At 57.2% G+C, this 19,228-nt stretch carries 16 protein-coding genes; 9 read left to right on the top strand and 7 right to left on the bottom strand.

Annotated features, from left to right (window positions below; all coding sequences use genetic code 11):
* Nucleotides 1-169 precede the first annotated feature (169 nt).
* From fes to entF, 3 genes are read left to right on the top strand one after another with little or no spacing between them, the layout of a single operon-like run.
* A complete protein-coding gene (gene fes, locus AB182_RS18215) occupies nt 170-1,390 on the top strand; it encodes an enterochelin esterase (protein ID WP_047371341.1) in 1,221 nt (406 codons plus the stop codon).
* A gap of 25 nt (nt 1,391-1,415) precedes the next feature.
* Nucleotides 1,416-1,619, top strand: a complete 204-nt coding sequence (locus AB182_RS18210) for an MbtH family protein (RefSeq protein WP_047371340.1) — start codon at nt 1,416-1,418, stop codon at nt 1,617-1,619.
* A gap of 10 nt (nt 1,620-1,629) precedes the next feature.
* Entirely contained in the window at nt 1,630-5,505 is a 3,876-nt protein-coding gene (gene entF / locus AB182_RS18205) for an enterobactin non-ribosomal peptide synthetase EntF (RefSeq protein WP_047371339.1), read from the top strand.
* Between the two features lie 37 nt (nt 5,506-5,542).
* Here entF and AB182_RS18200 read toward each other — a convergent pair whose 3' ends face one another.
* The 5 genes from AB182_RS18200 to fepD form a co-directional block, all read right to left on the bottom strand.
* Nucleotides 5,543-6,115: a peptidoglycan recognition protein family protein gene (locus AB182_RS18200; protein ID WP_047371338.1), complete on the bottom strand. Its 573-nt coding sequence runs from the start codon at nt 6,113-6,115 to the stop codon at nt 5,543-5,545.
* The gene (locus AB182_RS18195; RefSeq protein ID WP_047371337.1) at nt 6,112-7,098 is read right to left on the bottom strand and encodes a hypothetical protein; all 987 of its coding nucleotides are present in this window, start codon (nt 7,096-7,098) and stop codon (nt 6,112-6,114) included. Before AB182_RS18195 ends, AB182_RS18200 begins: the two co-directional genes overlap by 4 nt.
* Before the next feature lie 466 nt (nt 7,099-7,564).
* Nucleotides 7,565-8,365: an iron-enterobactin ABC transporter ATP-binding protein gene (gene fepC / locus AB182_RS18190; RefSeq protein WP_047371336.1), complete on the bottom strand. Its 801-nt coding sequence runs from the start codon at nt 8,363-8,365 to the stop codon at nt 7,565-7,567.
* Nucleotides 8,362-9,312 carry an iron-enterobactin ABC transporter permease gene (fepG, locus tag AB182_RS18185; protein ID WP_380081275.1) on the bottom strand — a complete coding sequence of 317 codons (951 nt, stop codon included), beginning with the start codon at nt 9,310-9,312 and terminating at the stop codon, nt 8,362-8,364. The genes fepC and fepG overlap by 4 nt, the downstream gene beginning before the upstream one ends.
* A gap of 38 nt (nt 9,313-9,350) precedes the next feature.
* Entirely contained in the window at nt 9,351-10,355 is a 1,005-nt protein-coding gene (fepD, locus tag AB182_RS18180; protein WP_047371334.1) for a Fe(3+)-siderophore ABC transporter permease, read from the bottom strand.
* Between the two features lie 110 nt (nt 10,356-10,465).
* Here fepD and entS point away from each other — a divergent pair, with 110 nt between their 5' ends.
* Nucleotides 10,466-11,722, top strand: a complete 1,257-nt coding sequence (entS, locus tag AB182_RS18175) for an enterobactin transporter EntS (protein WP_047371333.1) — start codon at nt 10,466-10,468, stop codon at nt 11,720-11,722.
* A gap of 374 nt (nt 11,723-12,096) precedes the next feature.
* On the opposite strand, the gene fepB is transcribed toward entS, so the two are convergent.
* Nucleotides 12,097-13,023 carry a Fe2+-enterobactin ABC transporter substrate-binding protein gene (gene fepB, locus AB182_RS18170; RefSeq protein WP_380081274.1) on the bottom strand — a complete coding sequence of 309 codons (927 nt, stop codon included), beginning with the start codon at nt 13,021-13,023 and terminating at the stop codon, nt 12,097-12,099.
* Nucleotides 13,024-13,243: 220 nt separating this feature from the next.
* On the opposite strand from fepB, the gene entC reads away from it, so the two are divergent.
* The 5 genes from entC to entH are packed head-to-tail and all read left to right on the top strand — an operon-like array spanning nt 13,244 to nt 18,063.
* Nucleotides 13,244-14,419 (top strand): isochorismate synthase EntC, encoded by a 1,176-nt coding sequence (gene entC, locus AB182_RS18165; RefSeq protein WP_047371331.1) that lies wholly within the window; start codon nt 13,244-13,246, stop codon nt 14,417-14,419.
* Between the two features lie 9 nt (nt 14,420-14,428).
* Nucleotides 14,429-16,039 carry a (2,3-dihydroxybenzoyl)adenylate synthase gene (locus tag AB182_RS18160; protein ID WP_047371330.1) on the top strand — a complete coding sequence of 537 codons (1,611 nt, stop codon included), beginning with the start codon at nt 14,429-14,431 and terminating at the stop codon, nt 16,037-16,039.
* Between the two features lie 12 nt (nt 16,040-16,051).
* On the top strand, nt 16,052-16,903 hold the full coding sequence (locus AB182_RS18155; RefSeq protein ID WP_047371329.1) for an isochorismatase: 852 nt from the start codon (nt 16,052-16,054) through the stop codon (nt 16,901-16,903).
* Nucleotides 16,903-17,649: a 2,3-dihydro-2,3-dihydroxybenzoate dehydrogenase EntA gene (gene entA / locus AB182_RS18150; protein ID WP_047371328.1), complete on the top strand. Its 747-nt coding sequence runs from the start codon at nt 16,903-16,905 to the stop codon at nt 17,647-17,649. Before AB182_RS18155 ends, entA begins: the two co-directional genes overlap by 1 nt.
* Nucleotides 17,650-18,063, top strand: a complete 414-nt coding sequence (gene entH, locus AB182_RS18145) for a proofreading thioesterase EntH (protein WP_047371327.1) — start codon at nt 17,650-17,652, stop codon at nt 18,061-18,063.
* A 41-nt stretch (nt 18,064-18,104) separates the two neighbouring features.
* On the opposite strand, the gene AB182_RS18140 is transcribed toward entH, so the two are convergent.
* Complete coding sequence (locus tag AB182_RS18140; protein WP_047371326.1) at nt 18,105-19,217, bottom strand: M20 family metallopeptidase; 1,113 nt, start codon at nt 19,215-19,217, stop codon at nt 18,105-18,107.
* Nucleotides 19,218-19,228 lie beyond the last annotated feature (11 nt).

The following is a 19,228-nucleotide window of genomic DNA, read 5'->3' as shown; positions in this document are numbered from 1 at the left end:
ATTTGCAGAGGGGCTCATCCTGAGAAAACCGCAAACGAGGGCATTGTGATCATGAAAGACGCGCTCGCCAAAGCGCGACAATACGCTATTGCAAATGCAAATAGTTATCAATAATATTATCAATATTTCTTAATCTGCAAGCAAAAGTTTCCACAGATAAAATGAGGTTATGGCGTTGACGTCGATAGCGGGAAGCGAGGCCTGGTGGCAAACAAAAGAGGGGCCAGAGTGGCGTCTGGAGAGCGAAGGCAAGTATGAGGTTACCTTCTGGTGGCGTGACCCGGCGGGTACAGAAACCACCTCGCGGATCCAACGTGTCTGGATTTATATCACGGGTGTTACCGACCATCATCAACAGGCGACGCCGCAATCACTGGCTCGCATACCCGGAACGGATGTCTGGTACTGGCAAACGCGACTGGAATCAGGCTGGCGCGGAAGCTATTGCCTGATCCCCTCCGACCACGCTGACGACTTCTCACCGCAGGTTCTTACCCAGACTCCTCCGGACCGCTCGGCGCTGCGCGAAGGCTGGCGCAAGCTGCTGCCACGCGCCATTGCCGATCCGCTTAATTCCCATTGCTGGCGTGGCGGGCGAGGCCATCCCGTGTCGCCGCTGGCGATGCCCGGCGCACCGCTTCAGCCAGGCTGGGATCTGCCCGCTACGCCATACACTCCGGCGACAGAGATGACATGGCACAGCCATCGCCTGAATAACCAGCGCCGCGTATGGGTGTATGCCACCGGTGATGACCACAGCGCTGAGCGTCCGCTGGCGATACTGCTTGATGGCCAGTTCTGGGCTGAAAGCATGCCTGTCTGGCCTGCGCTGGCGGCCCTGACTGCGCAGGGGTTGTTGCCGCCTGCGGTCTATGTGCTTATCGATGTGATTGATATGGCCCACCGCAGCCAGGAACTGCCCTGTAATTCTGATTTCTGGCTGGCGGTTCAGCAGGAGTTATTGCCGCACGTGCGTTCAACAATCCCTTTTAGTGATGATGCTGGTCGCACGGTGGTGGCCGGACAAAGTTTTGGCGGTTTGTCATCGTTGTATGCCGCCTTGAACTGGCCGCAGCGTTTTGGCTGCGTGTTGAGCCAGTCGGGCTCCTTCTGGTGGCCAACGCGCGACGGGCAGCAAGATGGTCTGATCATCGAACAACTCAAACGCGGCGAACTCACGGCGCAAGGGTTGCGCATTGTGCTGGAAGCTGGCGTGCGCGAGCCGCTCATTTTTCGGGCCAATCAGGCCCTGTATGCCCAATTACAACATCCACAGCAGACGGTTTTCTGGCGTCAGGTTGACGGCGGACATGATGCGCTTTGCTGGCGCGGCGGGCTGACCGAAGGGCTTATGACCCTCTGGCAACCGCTGACTCGCGCCGGGCGATAAGCGCAATTTACGACAGGAGCCAGGTATGGAATTCAGCAATCCCTTCGATAATCCGCAAGGGCAATTTTATATTCTGCAAAATGCGCAGCAGCAATTCAGCCTGTGGCCACAGCCGTGCGCATTACCGCAAGGCTGGCGCGTAGTTTGCCAGCCCGCCTCGCAGGAGGTATGTAACGAGTGGCTTAAAGCCCACTGGCAGACGTTAACCCCGGCGCACCACGCCAGCTAAGGAGATGCGAATGACCGCACGTTTACCCCTCGTGGCGGCGCAGCCTGGGATCTGGATGGCAGAAAAACTCTCCACCCTGCCCAACGCCTGGAGCGTGGCCCACTATGTTGAACTGGACGGCGAACTGGACGCGCCGTTGCTGGCGCAGGCTATCGTAGAAGGTCTGGCGCAGGCCGACACCCTGCGTATGCGCTTTACGGAAGACAACGGCGAGGTCTGGCAGCATGTGGATGATAAAGGCGTGTTTGCCCTGCCGCAGTGCATTGATGTTCGCCATCACGCCGACCCGAACGCGAGCGCGCTGACGTTAATGCAGGCCGATCTGGCGCAGGAACTTCGCGTGGACAGCGGTAAGCCTCTGTTCTGTCACCAGTTGATTCAGGTTGCTGACCAGCGCTGGTACTGGTATCAGCGTTATCACCATTTGCTGGTAGATGGCTTTAGTTTCCCTGCCATTACCCGCCAGATAGCCGCTATTTACCGTGCGATGCGCGCAGGCAAGGCGATGCCTCCGACACCGTTTACTCCCTTTGCAGAGGTGGTGGAGGAGTATCAGCGCTATCAGCAGAGCGACGCCTGGCAGCGAGACAAAGCCTTCTGGGCGGAGCAAAAACGCTTACTACCCGCACCGGTTTCCCTGTCGCCTGCACCGCTACCGGGCCGCGCGGCGACGACCGATATCCTGCGCCTGAAAATATCTCTGGACAGCGCCGCATTCCGTCGCCTGACCCAGGCCGCGAGCGCGTGCCAGCCCTCCGACCTGGCCTTAGCGCTGGTGGCATTGTGGTTAGGGCGGCTCTGCGGGCGGCTCGATTATGCCGCCGGGTTTATTTTTATGCGCCGTATGGGCTCAGCGGCGCTGACCGCGACCGGGCCGGTGCTCAATGTATTGCCGCTGGGCGTGCACATTGACGAGACGCAAACCCTGGCTGAACTGGCCAACGCGCTTGCCGGGCAGCTGAAAAAGATGCGCCGCCATCAGCGCTATGACGCTGAGCAAATCCTGCGTGATGCGGGATGTGCGACCGGAGATGAGCCGCTCTTTGGCCCGGTCTTTAACGTCAAAATGTTTGATTACCTGCTGGACGTTGACGGGATTGCCGGGCAAACCCACACCCTGGCGACGGGGCCGGTCAACGATCTGGAGATTGCGCTCTTCCCGGATGAAGAGGGCGGCCTGACGCTGGACGTGCTGGCTAACCGCAGCCGCTACGATGAAAGTGTGCTCAATAACCATGTCGCCCGTTTGCACAGCCTGCTGAGCCAGTTTGCCGCAAATCCGACGCTGCGCTGCGGCGAGGCGCAATTGATCGCGCCGGCTGAGTGGCAGCGAATCGAAAATATCAACGATACCGGCATGATGTTGCCCGCGACCACTCTCAGCCAACTGGTGGCAGAGCAGGCGGCGCGAACGCCGGATGCCCCTGCGCTGGCCGATGCGCACTGGCAGTTTAGTTACCGGGAGATGCGCGAGCAGGTGGTGGCGCTGGCGCAGCTTCTGCGTGAGCGTGGCGTGAAGCCCGGTGACAGCGTTGCCGTCGCGCTACCGCGCTCCGTGTTCCTGACGCTGGCGCTGCATGGCATTGTTGAGGCCGGAGCTGCCTGGCTGCCGCTGGATACCGGCTATCCGGACGAACGGCTGCGCATGATGCTGGAAGATGCCCGGCCGCGCCTGCTCATCACTTCGGATGACCAGCTTGCGCGTTTTAGCGATCTGCCTGACCTGACTCACCTTTGCTACACCGCGCCGCTTACGGTGACAGACGGTGAACCTCTGGCGCTGTCCCGCCCGCACCACACTGCCTATATCATCTTTACCTCGGGGTCTACCGGGCGTCCGAAAGGGGTGATGGTCGGGCAGACGGCTATCGTTAACCGTCTGCTGTGGATGCAAAACCACTATCCGCTGGACGCACAGGATGTGGTGGCGCAAAAGACACCGTGCAGTTTTGATGTCTCCGTGTGGGAGTTCTGGTGGCCGTTTATTGCGGGTGCGCAACTGGTGATGGCGGAGCCGGATGCACACCGTGACCCGCAGGCATTGCAGCGCTTTTTCGCCCACTTTGGCGTGACCACCACGCACTTTGTCCCGTCCATGCTGGCGGCGTTTGTTTCATCCCTGACGCCAGAAACGGCGCAGGAAAGTTGTCGCACCCTGAACAAGGTGTTTTGCAGCGGCGAAGCGCTTCCGGCGGCTTTATGTCGCGAATGGGAACAACTGACCGGTGCGCCTTTGCATAACCTTTACGGACCTACCGAGGCTGCCGTCGATGTGAGCTGGTATCCGGCCTTCGGCGAAGAACTGGCGGCGGTGAAGGGAAACAGCGTGCCGATTGGCTATCCGGTGTGGAATACCGGGCTGCGCATTCTGGACAGCATGATGCAGCCGGTACCGCCAGGTGTGGCGGGGGATTTGTATCTGACCGGTATTCAACTGGCGCAAGGCTATCTGGGACGGCCGGATCTGACCGCCAGCCGCTTTATTGCCGACCCGTTTGCGCCCGGCGAACGGATGTACCGCACTGGCGATGTGGCGCAGTGGCTGGAGAACGGCGCGGTGGAATATCTGGGACGCAGCGACGACCAGCTCAAGATTCGTGGCCAACGTATTGAACTGGGCGAGATCGATAAAGCGCTGCAGACGCTGACGGATGTCGCGCAGGGCGTCGCCCATGCCTGTGTATTGAATCAGGCAGCAGCAGGCAATGGCGATGCGCGCCAGTTGGTGGGCTATGTGGTCTCAGAGAGCGGCCTGCCGCTGGATCTCACCGCGCTACGCGAGCAACTGAGTATGCAGCTACCGCCGCATATGGTACCGGTGGTGCTCCTGCAATTAAGCGAACTTCCGCTGAGCGCCAACGGCAAGCTCGACAGAAAAGCGCTACCGCTGCCTGAGCCCGCGCGTAAGCAGGCCGGACGGGCGCTGAATCCAGGTGCTGAAACACAGATCGCACAGGCTTTTTCCGCGCTGCTTGGCTGCGAGATTCAGCACGCGCAGGCCGATTTCTTTGCCCTTGGCGGCCACTCTTTGCTGGCGATGCGCCTGGCTGCACAACTGAGCCAGACGTTTGAGCGCCCGGTGACGCCCGGGCAGGTTATGGTGGCTTCAACCGTTGAGAAACTGGCGGCCCTGCTGACGCAGGCGCAGGCTAATAGCCAGCTTGGTCTTGAAACCCTTTTGCCGTTGCGTGACGGCGACGGCCCCGTTTTGTTCTGTTTCCATCCGGCTTCCGGCTTCGCCTGGCAGTTCAGCGTACTGGCGCGCTATCTCTCGCCGCGCTGGGGAATTATTGGCATCCAGTCACCGCGCCCTGGGGGGCCGATGCAGCAGGCCGCCACTCTGGATGAGGTGTGCGAGCATCACCTTGCGACCCTGCTGGCGCGGCAGCCGCACGGCCCTTATCACTTGTTGGGTTATTCGCTGGGGGGAACGTTGGCGCAGGGGATTGCTGCCCGCTTACAGGCGCGTGGGGAAACGGTGGCATTTTTAGGGCTGCTCGATACCTGGCCGCCGGAGACACAGAACTGGGCGGAGAAAGAGGCTAACGGGCTGGATCCGGCCGTGCTGGCGGAAATTGAGCGCGAGCGGCAGGCCTTCCTGGCGGCGCAAAAGGGGCAGGCGTCGACGGAACTGTTCGCCGCTATTGAAGGCAACTATGGCGATGCGGTACGTCTGCTGACCACAGCGCATAGCGTGAAGTTTGACGGTAAAGCAACGCTGTTTGTCGCTGAACGCACGCTGGCATCGGGGATGGATCCACAAAAAGCCTGGGCGCCATGGGTAGGGGAGCTGGAGGTTTATCGCCAGGATTGCGCCCACGTGGATATCATTTCACCTCAGGCGTTTGAGGCGATTGGTCCGGTTATCAGAGAGATTCTGGCATAGTGAAGTTGCCCCCGGACTTTGTCGTCCAGGGGGCCTTTCAGGGACGAAGATGATCGCCCTGGTGGCGCTGCTGCATAAGCGCAATGACCGCGCTAATCACCTGATCTTTGATTACCTTTCCCCCTGGGCAGTCTTTATGGGTTGTTTCGGGATCTTCCTTATGAAGTTTCATTGTGTGCGGATCAATGCCTAATACTGCAGATAAGGTCGCAATGGCCGCGACCGTATTTTGTTGCACCAGAAGCCCGCGGCCAGAATGAAAGTCATCCTGATTATAGTCACCCAGCATCTCAATCCCGATAGCCAGTTTATTGTAGGAGGGCGAATGAACGCCGGATAAAGTTAGTGGACAAAAAACCCAAATCTGTTTGTCATCGATAAAAAGATGAGGGCCAGCGGACCAGTGCATCGTGTTTTTATAATAGTCTTCGAGATTTTCAATATGCGTATGTGTAAAACCTTCTGAGCGCTGTGCCAGCGTGGGGTTGGCGGTATTGTGTAATACAATGAATGAAGGACGCCATTGTGTCCAGTGCAGTGAGTGGCAATAATTATCAAAGCCGTCTTTGTCGAAATTTAATCCGACAATACCTTTCCAGTTGTTCATCATTGACTCGCTTGTTTATTGTCATGGTTTTTGAATTGGTTGTTGAGTTCATTGGAAATGCGATCAAGAACATCAGGCACTAATCGTTCGGAAAAACCACTGAGTATTGATATAAATAATATTTTAGCGATGTCCTTTGCATCTCTTAAATTTGGGGTTAAATATAAATCACCAATGTTAGGCTGTGTGAGAATTACAGGTTCTTTAAACACAGGTAGAAAGCTAATGCCAAAAATGACTATCCCTTTGTCTGCGGGAATAAATCGTAATAATAAATAGATTATGAAGGGAGCGAAAGTTCCTAATAAAATTGATAGATAGATACCTCGCTTTCCCTGGTAAATCTTCAATAATATCGCCTCTCGATCGGCTCCATCAATCGGTGCTTCCGCCATCGACTGTATTCGATTGACTGTGCTTATAATTGCACCAAGATAGCCAGCGCATGCCATGCCCACGAGTAATGATAGTTGCAAATCCCCTTGATAATTGAGGCAGTAATAACTGGATAATAAAGTGATAAATGCCAGGAAAAATAACATGATAATAAAGTTGGTTTTCATTTCGTGAACAAAATATTCTCTATCATTAATAAAGAAATAATATTTTTGCAGATGGTTGTAAAGCGTTCTTAATCTATTTCTTTGTTCTTCTGCTTCATTTTTTATCGAAGTATCCTCATCTAGTATTTTAATCTTATCTTGAGATTCATTAGGTAATGCTTTAATGTATCTGTCTTTTGTTTCCATATAAAGTGAGGGAAGCAATCTGTCAGGATATAATTGAATGAGCTCCTGCTCGATAGAAAATATTTCATTAATGGTTAAGTTTTTTGCGTTTAAACGAGCTTTAATTAAGCTAAAACGATCTGGAGGATTGTTTGAAACAGGTGTGGATTGTGTGGATTCAATAATGTTTGTGAGTTGTTCTATGTGAAATTTAAGATAATTTATAAGCTGGCTTTCAGATGATAGACGATATATCATAATATTCTCCAGGCAAATGGATATGCTGAGTGTGAGTGAAAATATATTAATCAGAAAGTATTGCTTTAATTGTGTCAGGGCTTAATTACGTTTTTTTATATAAATATCATTCCATGAAATGAATGCAAAGGAAATACCAGAAAGACACGAGAATGCGCCTTAGATGTTAATGCAGCAAACTGCTGTTGAATGAATTATAATCAGTCTCGCTTCGCTAGTGAGATTCGCAGAGTGATCTCCATCACACTATTAATTTTTGTCCCTATAAAAAGTGTCTATATTCTCAGCGCTGCTGAAAAACAGTTTTCTATTCTTTATATGTCACTTAAAACTGGCATTACCTACTGCGGAATCATGTTTTTAACCCGGAAGGGTCGTTAACTGGTGTAAGCGTGGTTAACGGCCCTCACACATACAGAGAAGGAAAATGGCTTCCCTGTACAGGCAATGGGCGATCAACATTCGGTTATTTTCCGCGTCCCCCCAGCGGCACCACCAGCGGCGTACCGGCGACCGGATCTTCAATGATCATACAGCGCAAACCGTATACCGCTTCGATTAGCTCCGCTGTAACAATCTCTTTCGGCGCGCCTTGCGCCACAATTTTTCCGTCTCGCAGGGCAATCAAATGCGTGGCATAGCGACAGGCCTGATTCAAATCATGCAGCACCGCCGCCAGCGTATACCCCTGCTCGCGGTTTAATTCACTGAGCAACTCCAGCAGGTCTATCTGGTAGCTGATATCAAGCCAGGTGGTCGGCTCATCAAGCAGCATGATCGAGGTTTCCTGTGCCAGCACCATCGCTATCCACGCGCGCTGACGCTGCCCGCCTGACAGCGTGTCCACGCTCTGCAAGGCCAGCGTATCGACGCCCGTCGCACGCATCGCGCGGGTGACCGCCTGTTCATCTTCCTGACGCCAACGGGTAAACAGCGGCTGGTGCGGATAACGGCCACGGGCAACCAGCTCCTGCACGGTGATATCGCCCGGCGTGGTGGCATTTTGCGCCAGCAGCCCGACACGACGCGCCACCTCTTTGCTGGCAAAACGCTGGATCTGCTCGCCGTCCAGGTAAACATGGCCTTTCTCCGGCGTCATCAGCCGGCTCAGGGTGCGCAGCAGTGTCGATTTGCCGCAGCCGTTTGGCCCAATAATCGCCGTGAAGTGTCCATCGGGAATGGAGACATTCAGATCTCTGGCGATAATTTTTTTACCGTAGCCCAGGGTCAACTGCTCGCCTCGCAAACGGGCTTGAGTATCGATCATTTCTTGCGGGACTCCTGAATTAACAAGGCGATAAGGTAGATACCGCCGATGCTGACGGTGACAACACCCACCGGCAACTGATAAGGGATAAACAGCCGCTGTGCGCAGATGTCCGCTGCCAGCAGGAGCAGAGCGCCGCAGAGCGCTGATTGTGTCAGACCCCAGCGCGCGGTGGCGCTGATGCGCCGGGCAATGTGCGGCGCGACGAGCGCGATAAATGAAATAGGCCCGGCAAGCGCGGTGGCAGAGGCGGTCAGCACGACGGCCACCAGCATCAGCAACAGGCGCGAACGCTCAACGCTCACCCCAAGAGCACAAGCGCTGTCATCCCCCATCTCCAGCAGTCGCATACGGCGGGAAAGCAATGCCGCGCCAATAAACATCAGCAAAATAAAGGGGACTGACGGGAAAGTTTTTGCCCAGGTCAGGCCGTTGAGCGACCCTGCATTCCACAGCCCGGCGCTGAGGGATGTCTCCAGGGAGGCCTGTAATATCAACCAGGTGTTAAAGGCCATCAGCATCGCCCGCACGCCAATGCCGACGATAATCAAGCGGAAGGTTTCAATGCCGTTACGCCATGCCAGCGCCCAGACGATGAACGAGGTCAAAATGCCGCCCGTCATGGCGGCGAGTGTAATCGCCGTCAGATGCTGACCAAAAAGCACCATCGCCACCAGCACGCCACTCCACGCCCCGGTGTTAAAGCCCATCACATCCGGGCTGCCTAACGGGTTACGCATCAGCGACTGGAAAATCGCGCCGCTCACGCCCAGCGCGGCACCGATCAGCAGCGCCATCAGTACGCGGGGCAGTCGCCATTCGATGACCACAAGCTGCAGGGCGTGCGGGGCACTTCCGGTAAGCGCATTGATAACCTGACGGCTATCGAGCATAACCGCGCCGCTACGCAGACCCCAGAGGGCAAAGGCCAGGCTTGCCAGCAACATTAACAGACAACTGATGATCAGGCGACGGGACGGGGCGATCACAGGCTACCTCCGCGCGCGCGGCGAACCAGAATAATCAGAACCGGCGCGCCAATAAACGCGCTGACCACCGAGACGCGCAGTTCTCCGGGCACCAGAATGCGGCCAAGGATATCGGCGAACAGAAGCAGGGCAGGGGTGGCGATAAGCGTAACCGGCAGCGACCAGCGATGATCGGCCCCCACCAGCCAGCGCGAAAGGTGGGGCATCATCAGGCCGATAAAGGCGATGGGGCCGACCACCGCCGTCGCACTTGCGCAAAGTAGGGTAATCGCAAGCAGTCCTGAAAGCTGCGTCCGCGCCACTTTGCTGCCAAGGGCGGTAGCGGTATCGCTGCCAAGACTCAGGCTATTGAGCGCCCGACTGGACATCAGCGCCACGCCCGCCGCCAACAGTACCGGCAGCAGGACAATTTTCAGCGTTTGCAGGGTGCGAATATCCAGCGACCCGGCCTGCCAGAAACGCAACTGATCGTAAACGTCGGCATTGAGTAACGAAATACCGCTGGAAAGGCCTTCCAGCACGGCGGCCAGCGCCACGCCTGCCAGCGTCAGTCGCACCGGGCTAAGTTGCCCGCCGCCCTGGCTGCCGGTGAAGGCCACAATGAGCGAGGCAACCAGCGCACCACAAAAGGCCAGCGTCAGTTGTTCGACGGGGGAGGCGGCGCCAAAAAGGGCGGCTCCCAACACAATGGCAAAGCTGGCACCGGCATTGACGCCCAGCAGGCCCGGGTCTGCCAGCGGGTTGCGGGTGAGGGTTTGCATCAACGCCCCCGCCAGACCCAGCGCGCCGCCTGCGAGTAACCCGGCCAGGGTGCGTGGCAGGCGTGCGTCGCGAATAATGGTGCAGTCTGCGCTCTGGCAGGCACCTGTCAGTGCATCAACGATCACGCTGGCGGGCATCGCTTTTGCGCCGATCAACATACTCAGCGTCATTGCCAGCATGAGCAGTATCACGAGCCCGACGAGCGTGAGTATTCGCCGCGGGAAATGAGGAGACGACATAATCCATTCCTGACTTGATAATGATAGTAATTATCGTTATCGATCTTGTTTGACTATGTTACCATGCGCGCCCTGGAATGGATAAAAAAAGATTGCCTCAAGGCGTTGTAATGAAAAAACAATCCCGGCTGCTCAATGTCAGCCTCCTGAAAACGCATCCGGCCTTTCGCGCCGTGTTTTTGGCCCGTTTTATCTCCATCTTGTCGCTGGGTTTGCTGGGCGTTGCCGTACCGGTACAGATTCAGGCGATGACCGGTTCAAGCTGGCAGGTGGGGCTCTCCGTTACCCTGACCGGCGGTGCGATGTTCGTGGGTCTGATGACCGGCGGCGTGCTGGCCGACCGTTACGAACGCAAGAAATTGATTCTGCTGGCGCGCGGTACCTGCGGCATTGGCTTTATCGGCCTGTGGATTAATGCGCTGCTGCCGGAACCGTCTCTGCTGGCGATTTATTTACTCGGCTTGTGGGATGGCTTCTTCGCGTCACTGGGCGTGACCGCGTTACTGGCGGCGACCCCGGCGCTGGTGGGGCGTGAAAATTTGATGCAGGCCGGGGCGATCACCATGCTGACGGTGCGTCTGGGCTCGGTGATTTCCCCGATGTGCGGTGGTCTGTTGCTGGCAACGGGCGGGGTGGCCTGGAACTACGGGCTGGCGGCTGCAGGAACGTTTATCACCCTGTTGCCGTTGTTGAGTTTGCCTGCGTTACCATCGCCGCCACAACCGCGTGAACACCCGTTCTCTTCGCTGGTGGCGGGGATTCGCTTTTTGTTTAACAGCCCGCTGATTGGCGGTATTGCGCTGTTGGGAGCCTTGTTGACCATGGCCAGCGCCGTGCGCGTGCTCTATCCCGCACTGGCCGTTGAGTGGCACATCTCGGCGGCGCAAATTGGCGTGCTGTATGCGGCAATCCCGTTTGGCGCAGCGACAGGGGCGTTAACCAGCGGGCGGCTGGCGCAACATCCGCGTCCGGGTCTGTTGATGTTGTGCTGTAGCGTGGGGGCGTTTGTCGCTATTGGCTTATTCAGCCTGATGCCGTACTGGGTATTAGGCGCGGCGTTTCTGGCCCTGTTTGGCTGGCTGAGTGCGATCAGTTCACTGCTACAGTACACGCTGATTCAAACGCAAACGCCGGAAGCGATGCTGGGGCGTATTAACGGTCTGTGGACGGCGCAAAACGTTACCGGTGATGCGACTGGCGCGGCGGTGCTGGGTGGGCTTGGGGCCGTGATGACGCCAGCGACGTCGGCGAGCAGCAGTGGTTTTGTGCTGGCGCTGGTGGGGGTGGCGCTGGTACTGATGCTGAGCGAGCTGCGCAGATTCCGTCAGACGCCGGTCGCTTCCCCGGATGGCGGCGCAGGCGCCTGATCCGGGCTACGTACGGTAGCCCGGCTACGCGAAGCGCCAGCCGGGAATGGTTATGCCAAATCGTTCGAGGCATAGTGGTTTCCCCGGATGGCGGCGCAAGCGCCTGATCCGGGCTACGTACGGTAGCCCGGCTAAGCAAAGCGCCAGCCGGGAATGTTTATGCCAAATCGTTCGAAGCATAGTGGTTTCCCCGGATGGCGGCGCAGGCGCCTGATCCGGGCTACGTACGGTAGCCCGGCTAAGCAAAGCGCCAGCCGGGAATGGTTATGCCAAATCGTTAGAGGTATTGTGGTTTCCCCGGATGGCGGCGCAAGCGCCTGATCCGGGCTACGTAAGGTAGCCCGGCCAAGCGAAGCGCCAGCCGGGAAAGTGTATCAGCCAAACAGTGCTGACAGTCGCGCTAATACCCGCGTCGCACTGTAGTAATCGAGACGGAACGTTTCGGCGCCCAGCGCATAAACCCTCTTGTTTTGCACCGCGCTTAGATGGGCAAGCAGCGGATTGGCATTCAGCGCGTCAGCATCTTTCTGATCGCTGGCGAACAGGAAGAGCGCTTCGCCGTTCAGACCGGCTGCCAGATTTTCACCGCCCAGTTGCACGATGTCGTGGCGTTTACCCTGACTTTGCAGCGTCTGCAGCCCTTCCGGCAGCGTGGCGAGGGTGAACCCCAGCTCCTGCATTAGCTTGCCCTGGGCAGAATCGGTGGTCCACAGGTTCGCACTGTGCGCCGCAGGGGTATAAACCAGCGCGTTAACCGGCTGCGGCGGCAGTGTTATGTGCGCTTTAACCTCGGCCATCTGCTTATCAAACTCAGCAATACGGGCTGCGGCCTGTTTTTCCTGGCCGGTGATTTCACCCAGTTGGGTAAGCAGAGCCTGCCAGCTTTTATCGTCGTAATTGATGACCAGGGTCGGCGCAATCGTCGAAAGCTGATCGTAAAGAGATAACGCTGAGTCACCCCCGGTCGCGCTGATGAGAATCAGATCTGGCATTTGGGCGGCAACGGCTTCGGCGTTAGGTTCGCCAATATACATACGTGCGACGTTGCGCGATTTGGCTACCTCGCCCCACTGGCGCAAAAAGCCCTGATCGTCGGCGAATCGGTTGTTCGGCGTTGTGGCGCCGCTGGCGATAACCGGGGCATCGATAGCCAGCAGTGAACCCGTCAGCGTCACGCTGGTGGAGACAATACGCAGCGGCTTGTGGTCAAGCGTGTGGCTGCCTTTGCTGTCAGCCACCTGACGCGGCCAGTCGGCGGCGTTTACTGCGGAAAGTCCGAAAATAAAAATACCCAATATCATAAAGGCCTGACGGCAAAGGGAAGGGAGTCTCACGAAGTCACATCCTGTATTTGTTGAAGTTAATGCTTCTCATTTTCATCATTGCGCGCAATGGATGCAAGCGTTAGTCGCAAGGGAGGTGAGTACGCCAGTTGACATGCCGGGGCTTTACCTTTAGCTTACTGAACCAAAATTCAAATGATAATCATTCGTAATATTTTTATCATTTTTGGAGGATGATATGGATACGTCACTGGCTGAGGAAGTCCAACAGGTTGCGAAAACGCTGGCATCTGACCAGTTCTTTTTTATGTCGCCATTCCGTAGCTTCACCACATCGGGTTGTTTTGCCCGTATCAGTGAACCGGCTGTGGATGGAGAAAGCCCGGATAGCGCGTTCCAGCAGAAACTGGCGCAGGCTTTTGCCGATGCTAAAGCACAGGGCATCGCCAGTCCGGTTGTTGTAGGGGCCATCCCTTTTGATACCACCCAACCGTCTGAACTCTTTATTCCCGTTTCGTGGCAGACCTTTTCGCGCCCGTCTAAGCAGCGCTCCTCCCGTTATTTCTCCGGGCACGATACCCCCGGCGTCGCAAGGCGTACGGAGATTCCGCCGCAGGATGTCTTTATGGATATGGTTTCCCGGGGGGCCGCGCTGACCGCCACGCCAGAGGTGGACAAAATTGTTCTTTCGCGCCTGATTGATATCGCCACCGATGGGCCACTCGACAGCGGCGTGCTGCTGGAACGCCTGATTGCCCAGAACCCGGCAAGTTTTAACTTCCATGTTCCGTTGGCGGAGGGGGCGGTTCTGCTGGGGGCAAGCCCGGAACTGTTGCTGCGCAAAGAGGGCGAACAATTTAGCTCCCTGCCGCTTGCCGGGTCGGCGCGACGTCAGCCGGATGACATGCTGGATCGCGAAGCGGGCATCAGACTGCTGGCCTCGGAAAAAGATCGCCATGAACATGAACTGGTCGCCCAGGCGATGAAAGCCGTGCTGGCGTCGCGCAGCCGTGCGCTGAGTATGCCGGACTCCCCACAACTGGTGACCACCCCAACGCTGTGGCATCTGGCGACGCCGATTGAAGGACGCGCGCGAGCGGATGAGAACGCCCTGACGCTGGCCTGTCTGTTACATCCCACGCCAGCGCTGAGCGGTTTCCCTCATCAGGCGGCGAAAAAACTGATTGCCGGGCTTGAGCCGTTCGATCGCGAGTTATTTGGCGGCATTGTCGGCTGGTGCGACGCCGAAGGTAACGGCGAGTGGGTCGTGACTATCCGATGCGCGCGTATTCAGGAAAACCGTGTTCGATTATTTGCCGGTGCGGGTATTGTGCCGGCATCGTCTCCCGCGGCGGAGTGGCGGGAAACCGGCGTCAAGCTGTCCACCATGCTTAACGTTTTTGGCCTGCATTAAGGAGTGATGATGAGCCTTCCCTTTACCCGCTGGCCGGATGAGTTCGCCACGCGCTACCGCGAAAAAGGTTACTGGCTGGATGTGCCGATGACCGACATACTGACCCGCCATGCGCAAAGTGATGCGGTGGCAGTGATTGATGACCACCGCACGTTTACCTATCAGCAACTGCACCAGGCTTCTGACAATCTGGCAAACAGGTTGCAGGCGCAGGGCATTCAGCGTGGCGAAACCGCGCTGGTACAACTCGGCAATGTGGCGGAGTTTTACATTACCTTCTTTGCGTTGCTCAAAATCGGCGTCGCGCCGGTAAATGCGCTGTTCAGCCACCAGCGCAGTGAACTCAATGCCTATGCCATGCAGATCAAACCGGCATTGCTGATTGTTGACCGGGCGCATGCACTCTTTGCTACCGATGTGTTCTGCCAGGATTTCATCACGGCGCATGCATCGGTGCGCGTATCGCTATTTCTCAACGACAGCGGTGATAAGTCGTTGGCGGCGGCGATCCAGAGCCCGGCAGATAATTTTATCGCCACGCCGACACCTGCCGATGAAGTGGCTTTCTTTCAGCTTTCTGGCGGCAGTACCGGCACGCCGAAGCTCATTCCACGAACCCACAATGACTATTACTACAGTATTCGTCGCAGCAATGAAATCTGCGGGATTACGGCGGATACCCGTTACCTCAACGCGCTGCCCGCCGCCCACAACTATGCGATGAGTTCCCCGGGATCGCTGGGGGTGCTGCTGGCGGGCGGTCGCGTGGTGCTGGCAAACGATCCCAGCGCTACGCTCTGTTTCCCACTGATTGCACAGCATCGCATCAATGTCACATCGCTGGTGCCGCCCGCGGTTAGCTTGTGGTTACAGGCGATTGCCGACGGGGCAGACAAGCGGCAATTGTCCTCGCTTACGCTGTTGCAGGTGGGTGGGGCGCGCTTGTATGCCACCCTGGCGGCACGTATTCCCGAGGAAATTGGCTGCCAGTTACAGCAGGTCTTTGGCATGGCGGAAGGGCTGGTGAACTACACAGCCCTGGATGACACGCCGGAGCGTATTTTCAATACCCAGGGCCGCCCGATGTGTCCGGATGATGAAGTCTGGGTGGCGGATGAAAACGGTTATCCGCTGCCGCGTGGCCAGGTGGGGCGCCTGATGACGCGCGGGCCGTATACCTTTCGGGGCTACTTCAACAGCCCTGAACATAATGCCAGCGCCTTTGATAGCAATGGCTTCTACTGCTCCGGCGATCTGATTTCCATTGATGATGCGGGCTACATCACCGTGCAGGGGCGAGAAAAAGATCAGATCAACCGGGGAGGCGAGAAGATCGCCGCCGAAGAGATAGAAAATTTACTGCTCCGCCATGACGCCGTGATCCAGACCGCCCTCGTGAGCATGGAAGACAGTCTGTTGGGGGAAAAGAGCTGCGCATTTCTGGTGGTGAAAAAAACGGTACGGGCGGTGGAGATCCGCCGTTTCCTGCGCGAACAGGGCGTGGCGGATTTTAAATTGCCGGACCGCGTCGAATGCCTGGAGGCGCTGCCGCTCACCCCGGTTGGCAAAGTGGATAAGAAACAATTACGCCAGTGGCTGGCAGAGCGCGCCCCGGCGTAACGAGGAGAAAAGATGGCAATTCCCAAACTGACCGGCTACGCACTGCCGAGTGCAAATGATATCCCGGATAACAAAGTACAATGGGCATTTGAACCCGATCGCGCCGCGCTGCTGATCCACGACATGCAGGAGTATTTCCTCCATTTCTGGGGCGAAAACTGCCCGATGATGGAAGAGGTGGTGGCCAATATTGCCGCGCTGCGCCAGTTCTGTAAGCAGCACCATATTCCGGTTTATTACACGGCACAGCCAAAAGATCAGAGTGATGACGATCGCGCCCTGCTCAACGACATGTGGGGCCCCGGTCTGACCCGCTCGCCTGAACAGCAGCAAATTGTAGCGGCATTGGCCCCGGACGAAGCGGATACGGTGCTGGTGAAGTGGCGTTACAGCGCCTTCCACCGTTCGCCGCTGGAACAGATGCTCAAAGAGACGGGCCGCAACCAGCTTATCATCACGGGCGTGTACGCCCATATCGGTTGCATGACGACCGCTACTGATGCCTTTATGCGCGATATCAAGCCTTTTATGGTGGCCGATGCGCTGGCAGATTTCAGCCGGGAAGAGCATCTGATGTCACTGAAATACGTGGCGGGTCGTTCGGGGCGTGTGGTGATGACCGAAGCGTTGTTGCCGGTGCCAGCCAGCAAAGCGGCGCTACGCGCACTGATTTTGCCGCTGCTGGATGAATCCGACGAGCCTTACGATGATGAAAACCTGATTGATTATGGGCTGGATTCCGTTCGCATGATGGCGCTGGCAGCGCGCTGGCGTAAAGTGCATGGCGATATCGATTTTGTCATGCTGGCAAAGAATCCGACCATCGATGCCTGGTGGACGCTGCTGTCCCGCGAGGCCAACTGATGGATTTTTCAGGAAAGACTGTCTGGGTAACCGGCGCCGGAAAGGGCATCGGATATGCCACCGCGCTGGCGTTTGCTGACGCGGGTGCGCAGGTAACGGGGTTTGACCAGGCTTTTGACGGTGAACACTACCCTTTTACCACCGAGATTCTGGACATTGCCGATGCAGAGCAGGTCTCACGGGTCTGTTCTCGTGTACTGGCGCAGAATACGCGACTGGATGTGCTGGTCAACGCGGCGGGTATTTTGCGCATGGGGGCAACGGATGCGCTTTCGCAGGAAGACTGGCAGCAGACGTTTGCCGTCAACGTCGGCGGGGCGTTTAATCTGTTTCAGGCCACCATGGCCCAGTTTCGCCAGCAGCAGGGCGGGGCGATGGTCACCGTCGCTTCTGATGCGGCGCATACCCCACGCATCGGCATGAGTGCCTACGGTGCGTCGAAAGCGGCGCTGAAAAGTCTGGCGCTGACGGTAGGGCTGGAACTGGCCGCCAGCGGCGTGCGGGCGAATCTGGTGTCGCCTGGCTCCACCGATACCGATATGCAGCGGACTCTGTGGACCAGCAGCGATGCGGAACAAAAGCGCATTGCCGGCTTTGGCGAGCAGTTCAAGCTTGGCATTCCGCTGGGAAAAATTGCCCGCCCGGAAGAGGTAGCCAGTACCATTCTGTTCCTGGCGTCTGACTATGCCAGCCACATCACATTGCAGGATATCGTGGTGGATGGCGGCTCGACCCTGGGGGCATAAATGATCTGGAAGCGCCGTTTAACGCTTGATGAACTCAATGCCACCAGCGCCCGTACGCTGGTCGACCATTTAGGGATTATCTACACCCGCCTGAGTGATGATGTGCTGGAAGCTGAAATGCCGGTAGATGCCCGCACCTATCAACCTTTTGGTTTGCTGCACGGAGGGGCTTCTGCAGCGCTGGCGGAAACGCTTGGCTCAATGGCGGGCTATATGATGACGGTAGATGGCCAGTGCGTGGTGGGAACGGAACTCAACGCCACGCACCACCGGGCGGTGTCGCAGGGCAAGGTGCGCGCCGTTTGCCAGCCGCTACACCTGGGCAGGCAGAACCAGAGCTGGGAAATTGTGGTGTTTGATGAGCAGGGGCGGCGCTGCTGCACCTGTCGGCTGAGTACCATGGTGTTGGGATAACAGGATGTATCCCTCCCCCGGCAAAGGGGAGGGATGCAGGATTACAGCATGGAAACGATCCGCTTGAGTAGACGGATCCTCGGTTCAATCGAGGCTTTATCCAGCCATTCCGCCGGGCTGTGGAAGCCCGCGCCAATCGGCCCTAAACCATCAAGTGTCGGGATACCAAGCGCCGCCGTATGGTTGGCATCGCTGCCGCCGCCGACGGCCTGCCAGGTAATGGCAATCCCTTCCGCTTTCCCTGCGGCTTCAACCTGCTGCATTAAGTGTCGTGTCGCCTCGCTTGCCGCCATTGCCGGTTTATGGGTGACGGGGATTAAGGTGGTGGTAACGCCGTCGGCAAAGCCCTGCTTGCACATGACTTCCAGCGCACGATTAATCCGGTCATATTCATCGTTTTCCCAGAAACGTACGTCCAGTTCAGCTACGGCGCAGTCGGCAACCACGTTGGCCGCGCTGCCACCATTCACCACGCCGACATTCAGTGTGGTGCCGCGATCCCGGTCGGTTAACGCATTGATGGCGATAATACTTTGTGCCAGCGCGGTAATCGCCGAACGCCCTTTTTCCGGATCGTTGCCCGCATGAGCGGCCACGCCGCTGAAGGTAAGGTGGTAACCCGCCATCCCTTTACGCGCTTTGACCAGTGAGCCGTCCGCGCGCGCTGCTTCGCACACCAGCACACAGCGCGAACGTTTTGCCAGCTCGCCAATCCATTCATGGGACCAGACCGAGCCGGTCTCTTCGTCCGGATTCATCGCCACTGCAATGGAAAGACGTGCCTTATCGGCGGCTTCAAGTTGGCGCATGGCCCACAAAATATTCAGAAGACCGCTCTTCATATCGGAGACGCCGGGGCCGTAAAAACGGGTTTCGTCTTCCGAGAGCGGGCGCTTCTCGACGGTGCCGGGTGGGAAAACCGTATCCAGATGGCCAACGAGCAGGACGTCGAACTGTTCGGCTTCGGGTTTGTTACAGACAAACAGGCCGGGGCCGACTTTATCGCCCAGATCGACCTGTGCGGTATGCCACCCCTCGTTTTGCCACAGGGTTTGCATTATTCCCGCCACGGTGGCGACCCCTTCCAGCGTCTGGGTGCCGCAGTCGACGTTTACCAGTGATTTCAGTTCTTCGGTGTAATGGTCAAGATTCATGGTCACATCCT

The sequence above is a fragment of the Phytobacter ursingii genome, assembly GCF_001022135.1.
GTDB classification, from domain to species: domain Bacteria; phylum Pseudomonadota; class Gammaproteobacteria; order Enterobacterales; family Enterobacteriaceae; genus Phytobacter; species Phytobacter ursingii.
The sequence above is the reverse complement of the archived record's forward strand: the minus strand, read 5'-3'. Positions and strand labels throughout refer to the sequence as shown.

Coding starts and splice junctions, on each gene's coding strand:
- fes (WP_047371341.1), top strand. CDS start 170: ATGGCGTTGACGTCGATAGCGGGAAGCGAGGCCTGGTGGCAAACAAAA.
- AB182_RS18210 (WP_047371340.1), top strand. CDS start 1,416: ATGGAATTCAGCAATCCCTTCGATAATCCGCAAGGGCAATTTTATATT.
- entF (WP_047371339.1), top strand. CDS start 1,630: ATGACCGCACGTTTACCCCTCGTGGCGGCGCAGCCTGGGATCTGGATG.
- AB182_RS18200 (WP_047371338.1), bottom strand. CDS start 6,115: ATGATGAACAACTGGAAAGGTATTGTCGGATTAAATTTCGACAAAGAC.
- AB182_RS18195 (WP_047371337.1), bottom strand. CDS start 7,098: ATGATATATCGTCTATCATCTGAAAGCCAGCTTATAAATTATCTTAAA.
- fepC (WP_047371336.1), bottom strand. CDS start 8,365: ATGATCGATACTCAAGCCCGTTTGCGAGGCGAGCAGTTGACCCTGGGC.
- fepG (WP_380081275.1), bottom strand. CDS start 9,312: ATGTTGCTGGCAAGCCTGGCCTTTGCCCTCTGGGGTCTGCGTAGCGGC.
- fepD (WP_047371334.1), bottom strand. CDS start 10,355: ATGTCGTCTCCTCATTTCCCGCGGCGAATACTCACGCTCGTCGGGCTC.
- entS (WP_047371333.1), top strand. CDS start 10,466: ATGAAAAAACAATCCCGGCTGCTCAATGTCAGCCTCCTGAAAACGCAT.
- fepB (WP_380081274.1), bottom strand. CDS start 13,023: ATGATATTGGGTATTTTTATTTTCGGACTTTCCGCAGTAAACGCCGCC.
- entC (WP_047371331.1), top strand. CDS start 13,244: ATGGATACGTCACTGGCTGAGGAAGTCCAACAGGTTGCGAAAACGCTG.
- AB182_RS18160 (WP_047371330.1), top strand. CDS start 14,429: ATGAGCCTTCCCTTTACCCGCTGGCCGGATGAGTTCGCCACGCGCTAC.
- AB182_RS18155 (WP_047371329.1), top strand. CDS start 16,052: ATGGCAATTCCCAAACTGACCGGCTACGCACTGCCGAGTGCAAATGAT.
- entA (WP_047371328.1), top strand. CDS start 16,903: ATGGATTTTTCAGGAAAGACTGTCTGGGTAACCGGCGCCGGAAAGGGC.
- entH (WP_047371327.1), top strand. CDS start 17,650: ATGATCTGGAAGCGCCGTTTAACGCTTGATGAACTCAATGCCACCAGC.
- AB182_RS18140 (WP_047371326.1), bottom strand. CDS start 19,217: ATGAATCTTGACCATTACACCGAAGAACTGAAATCACTGGTAAACGTC.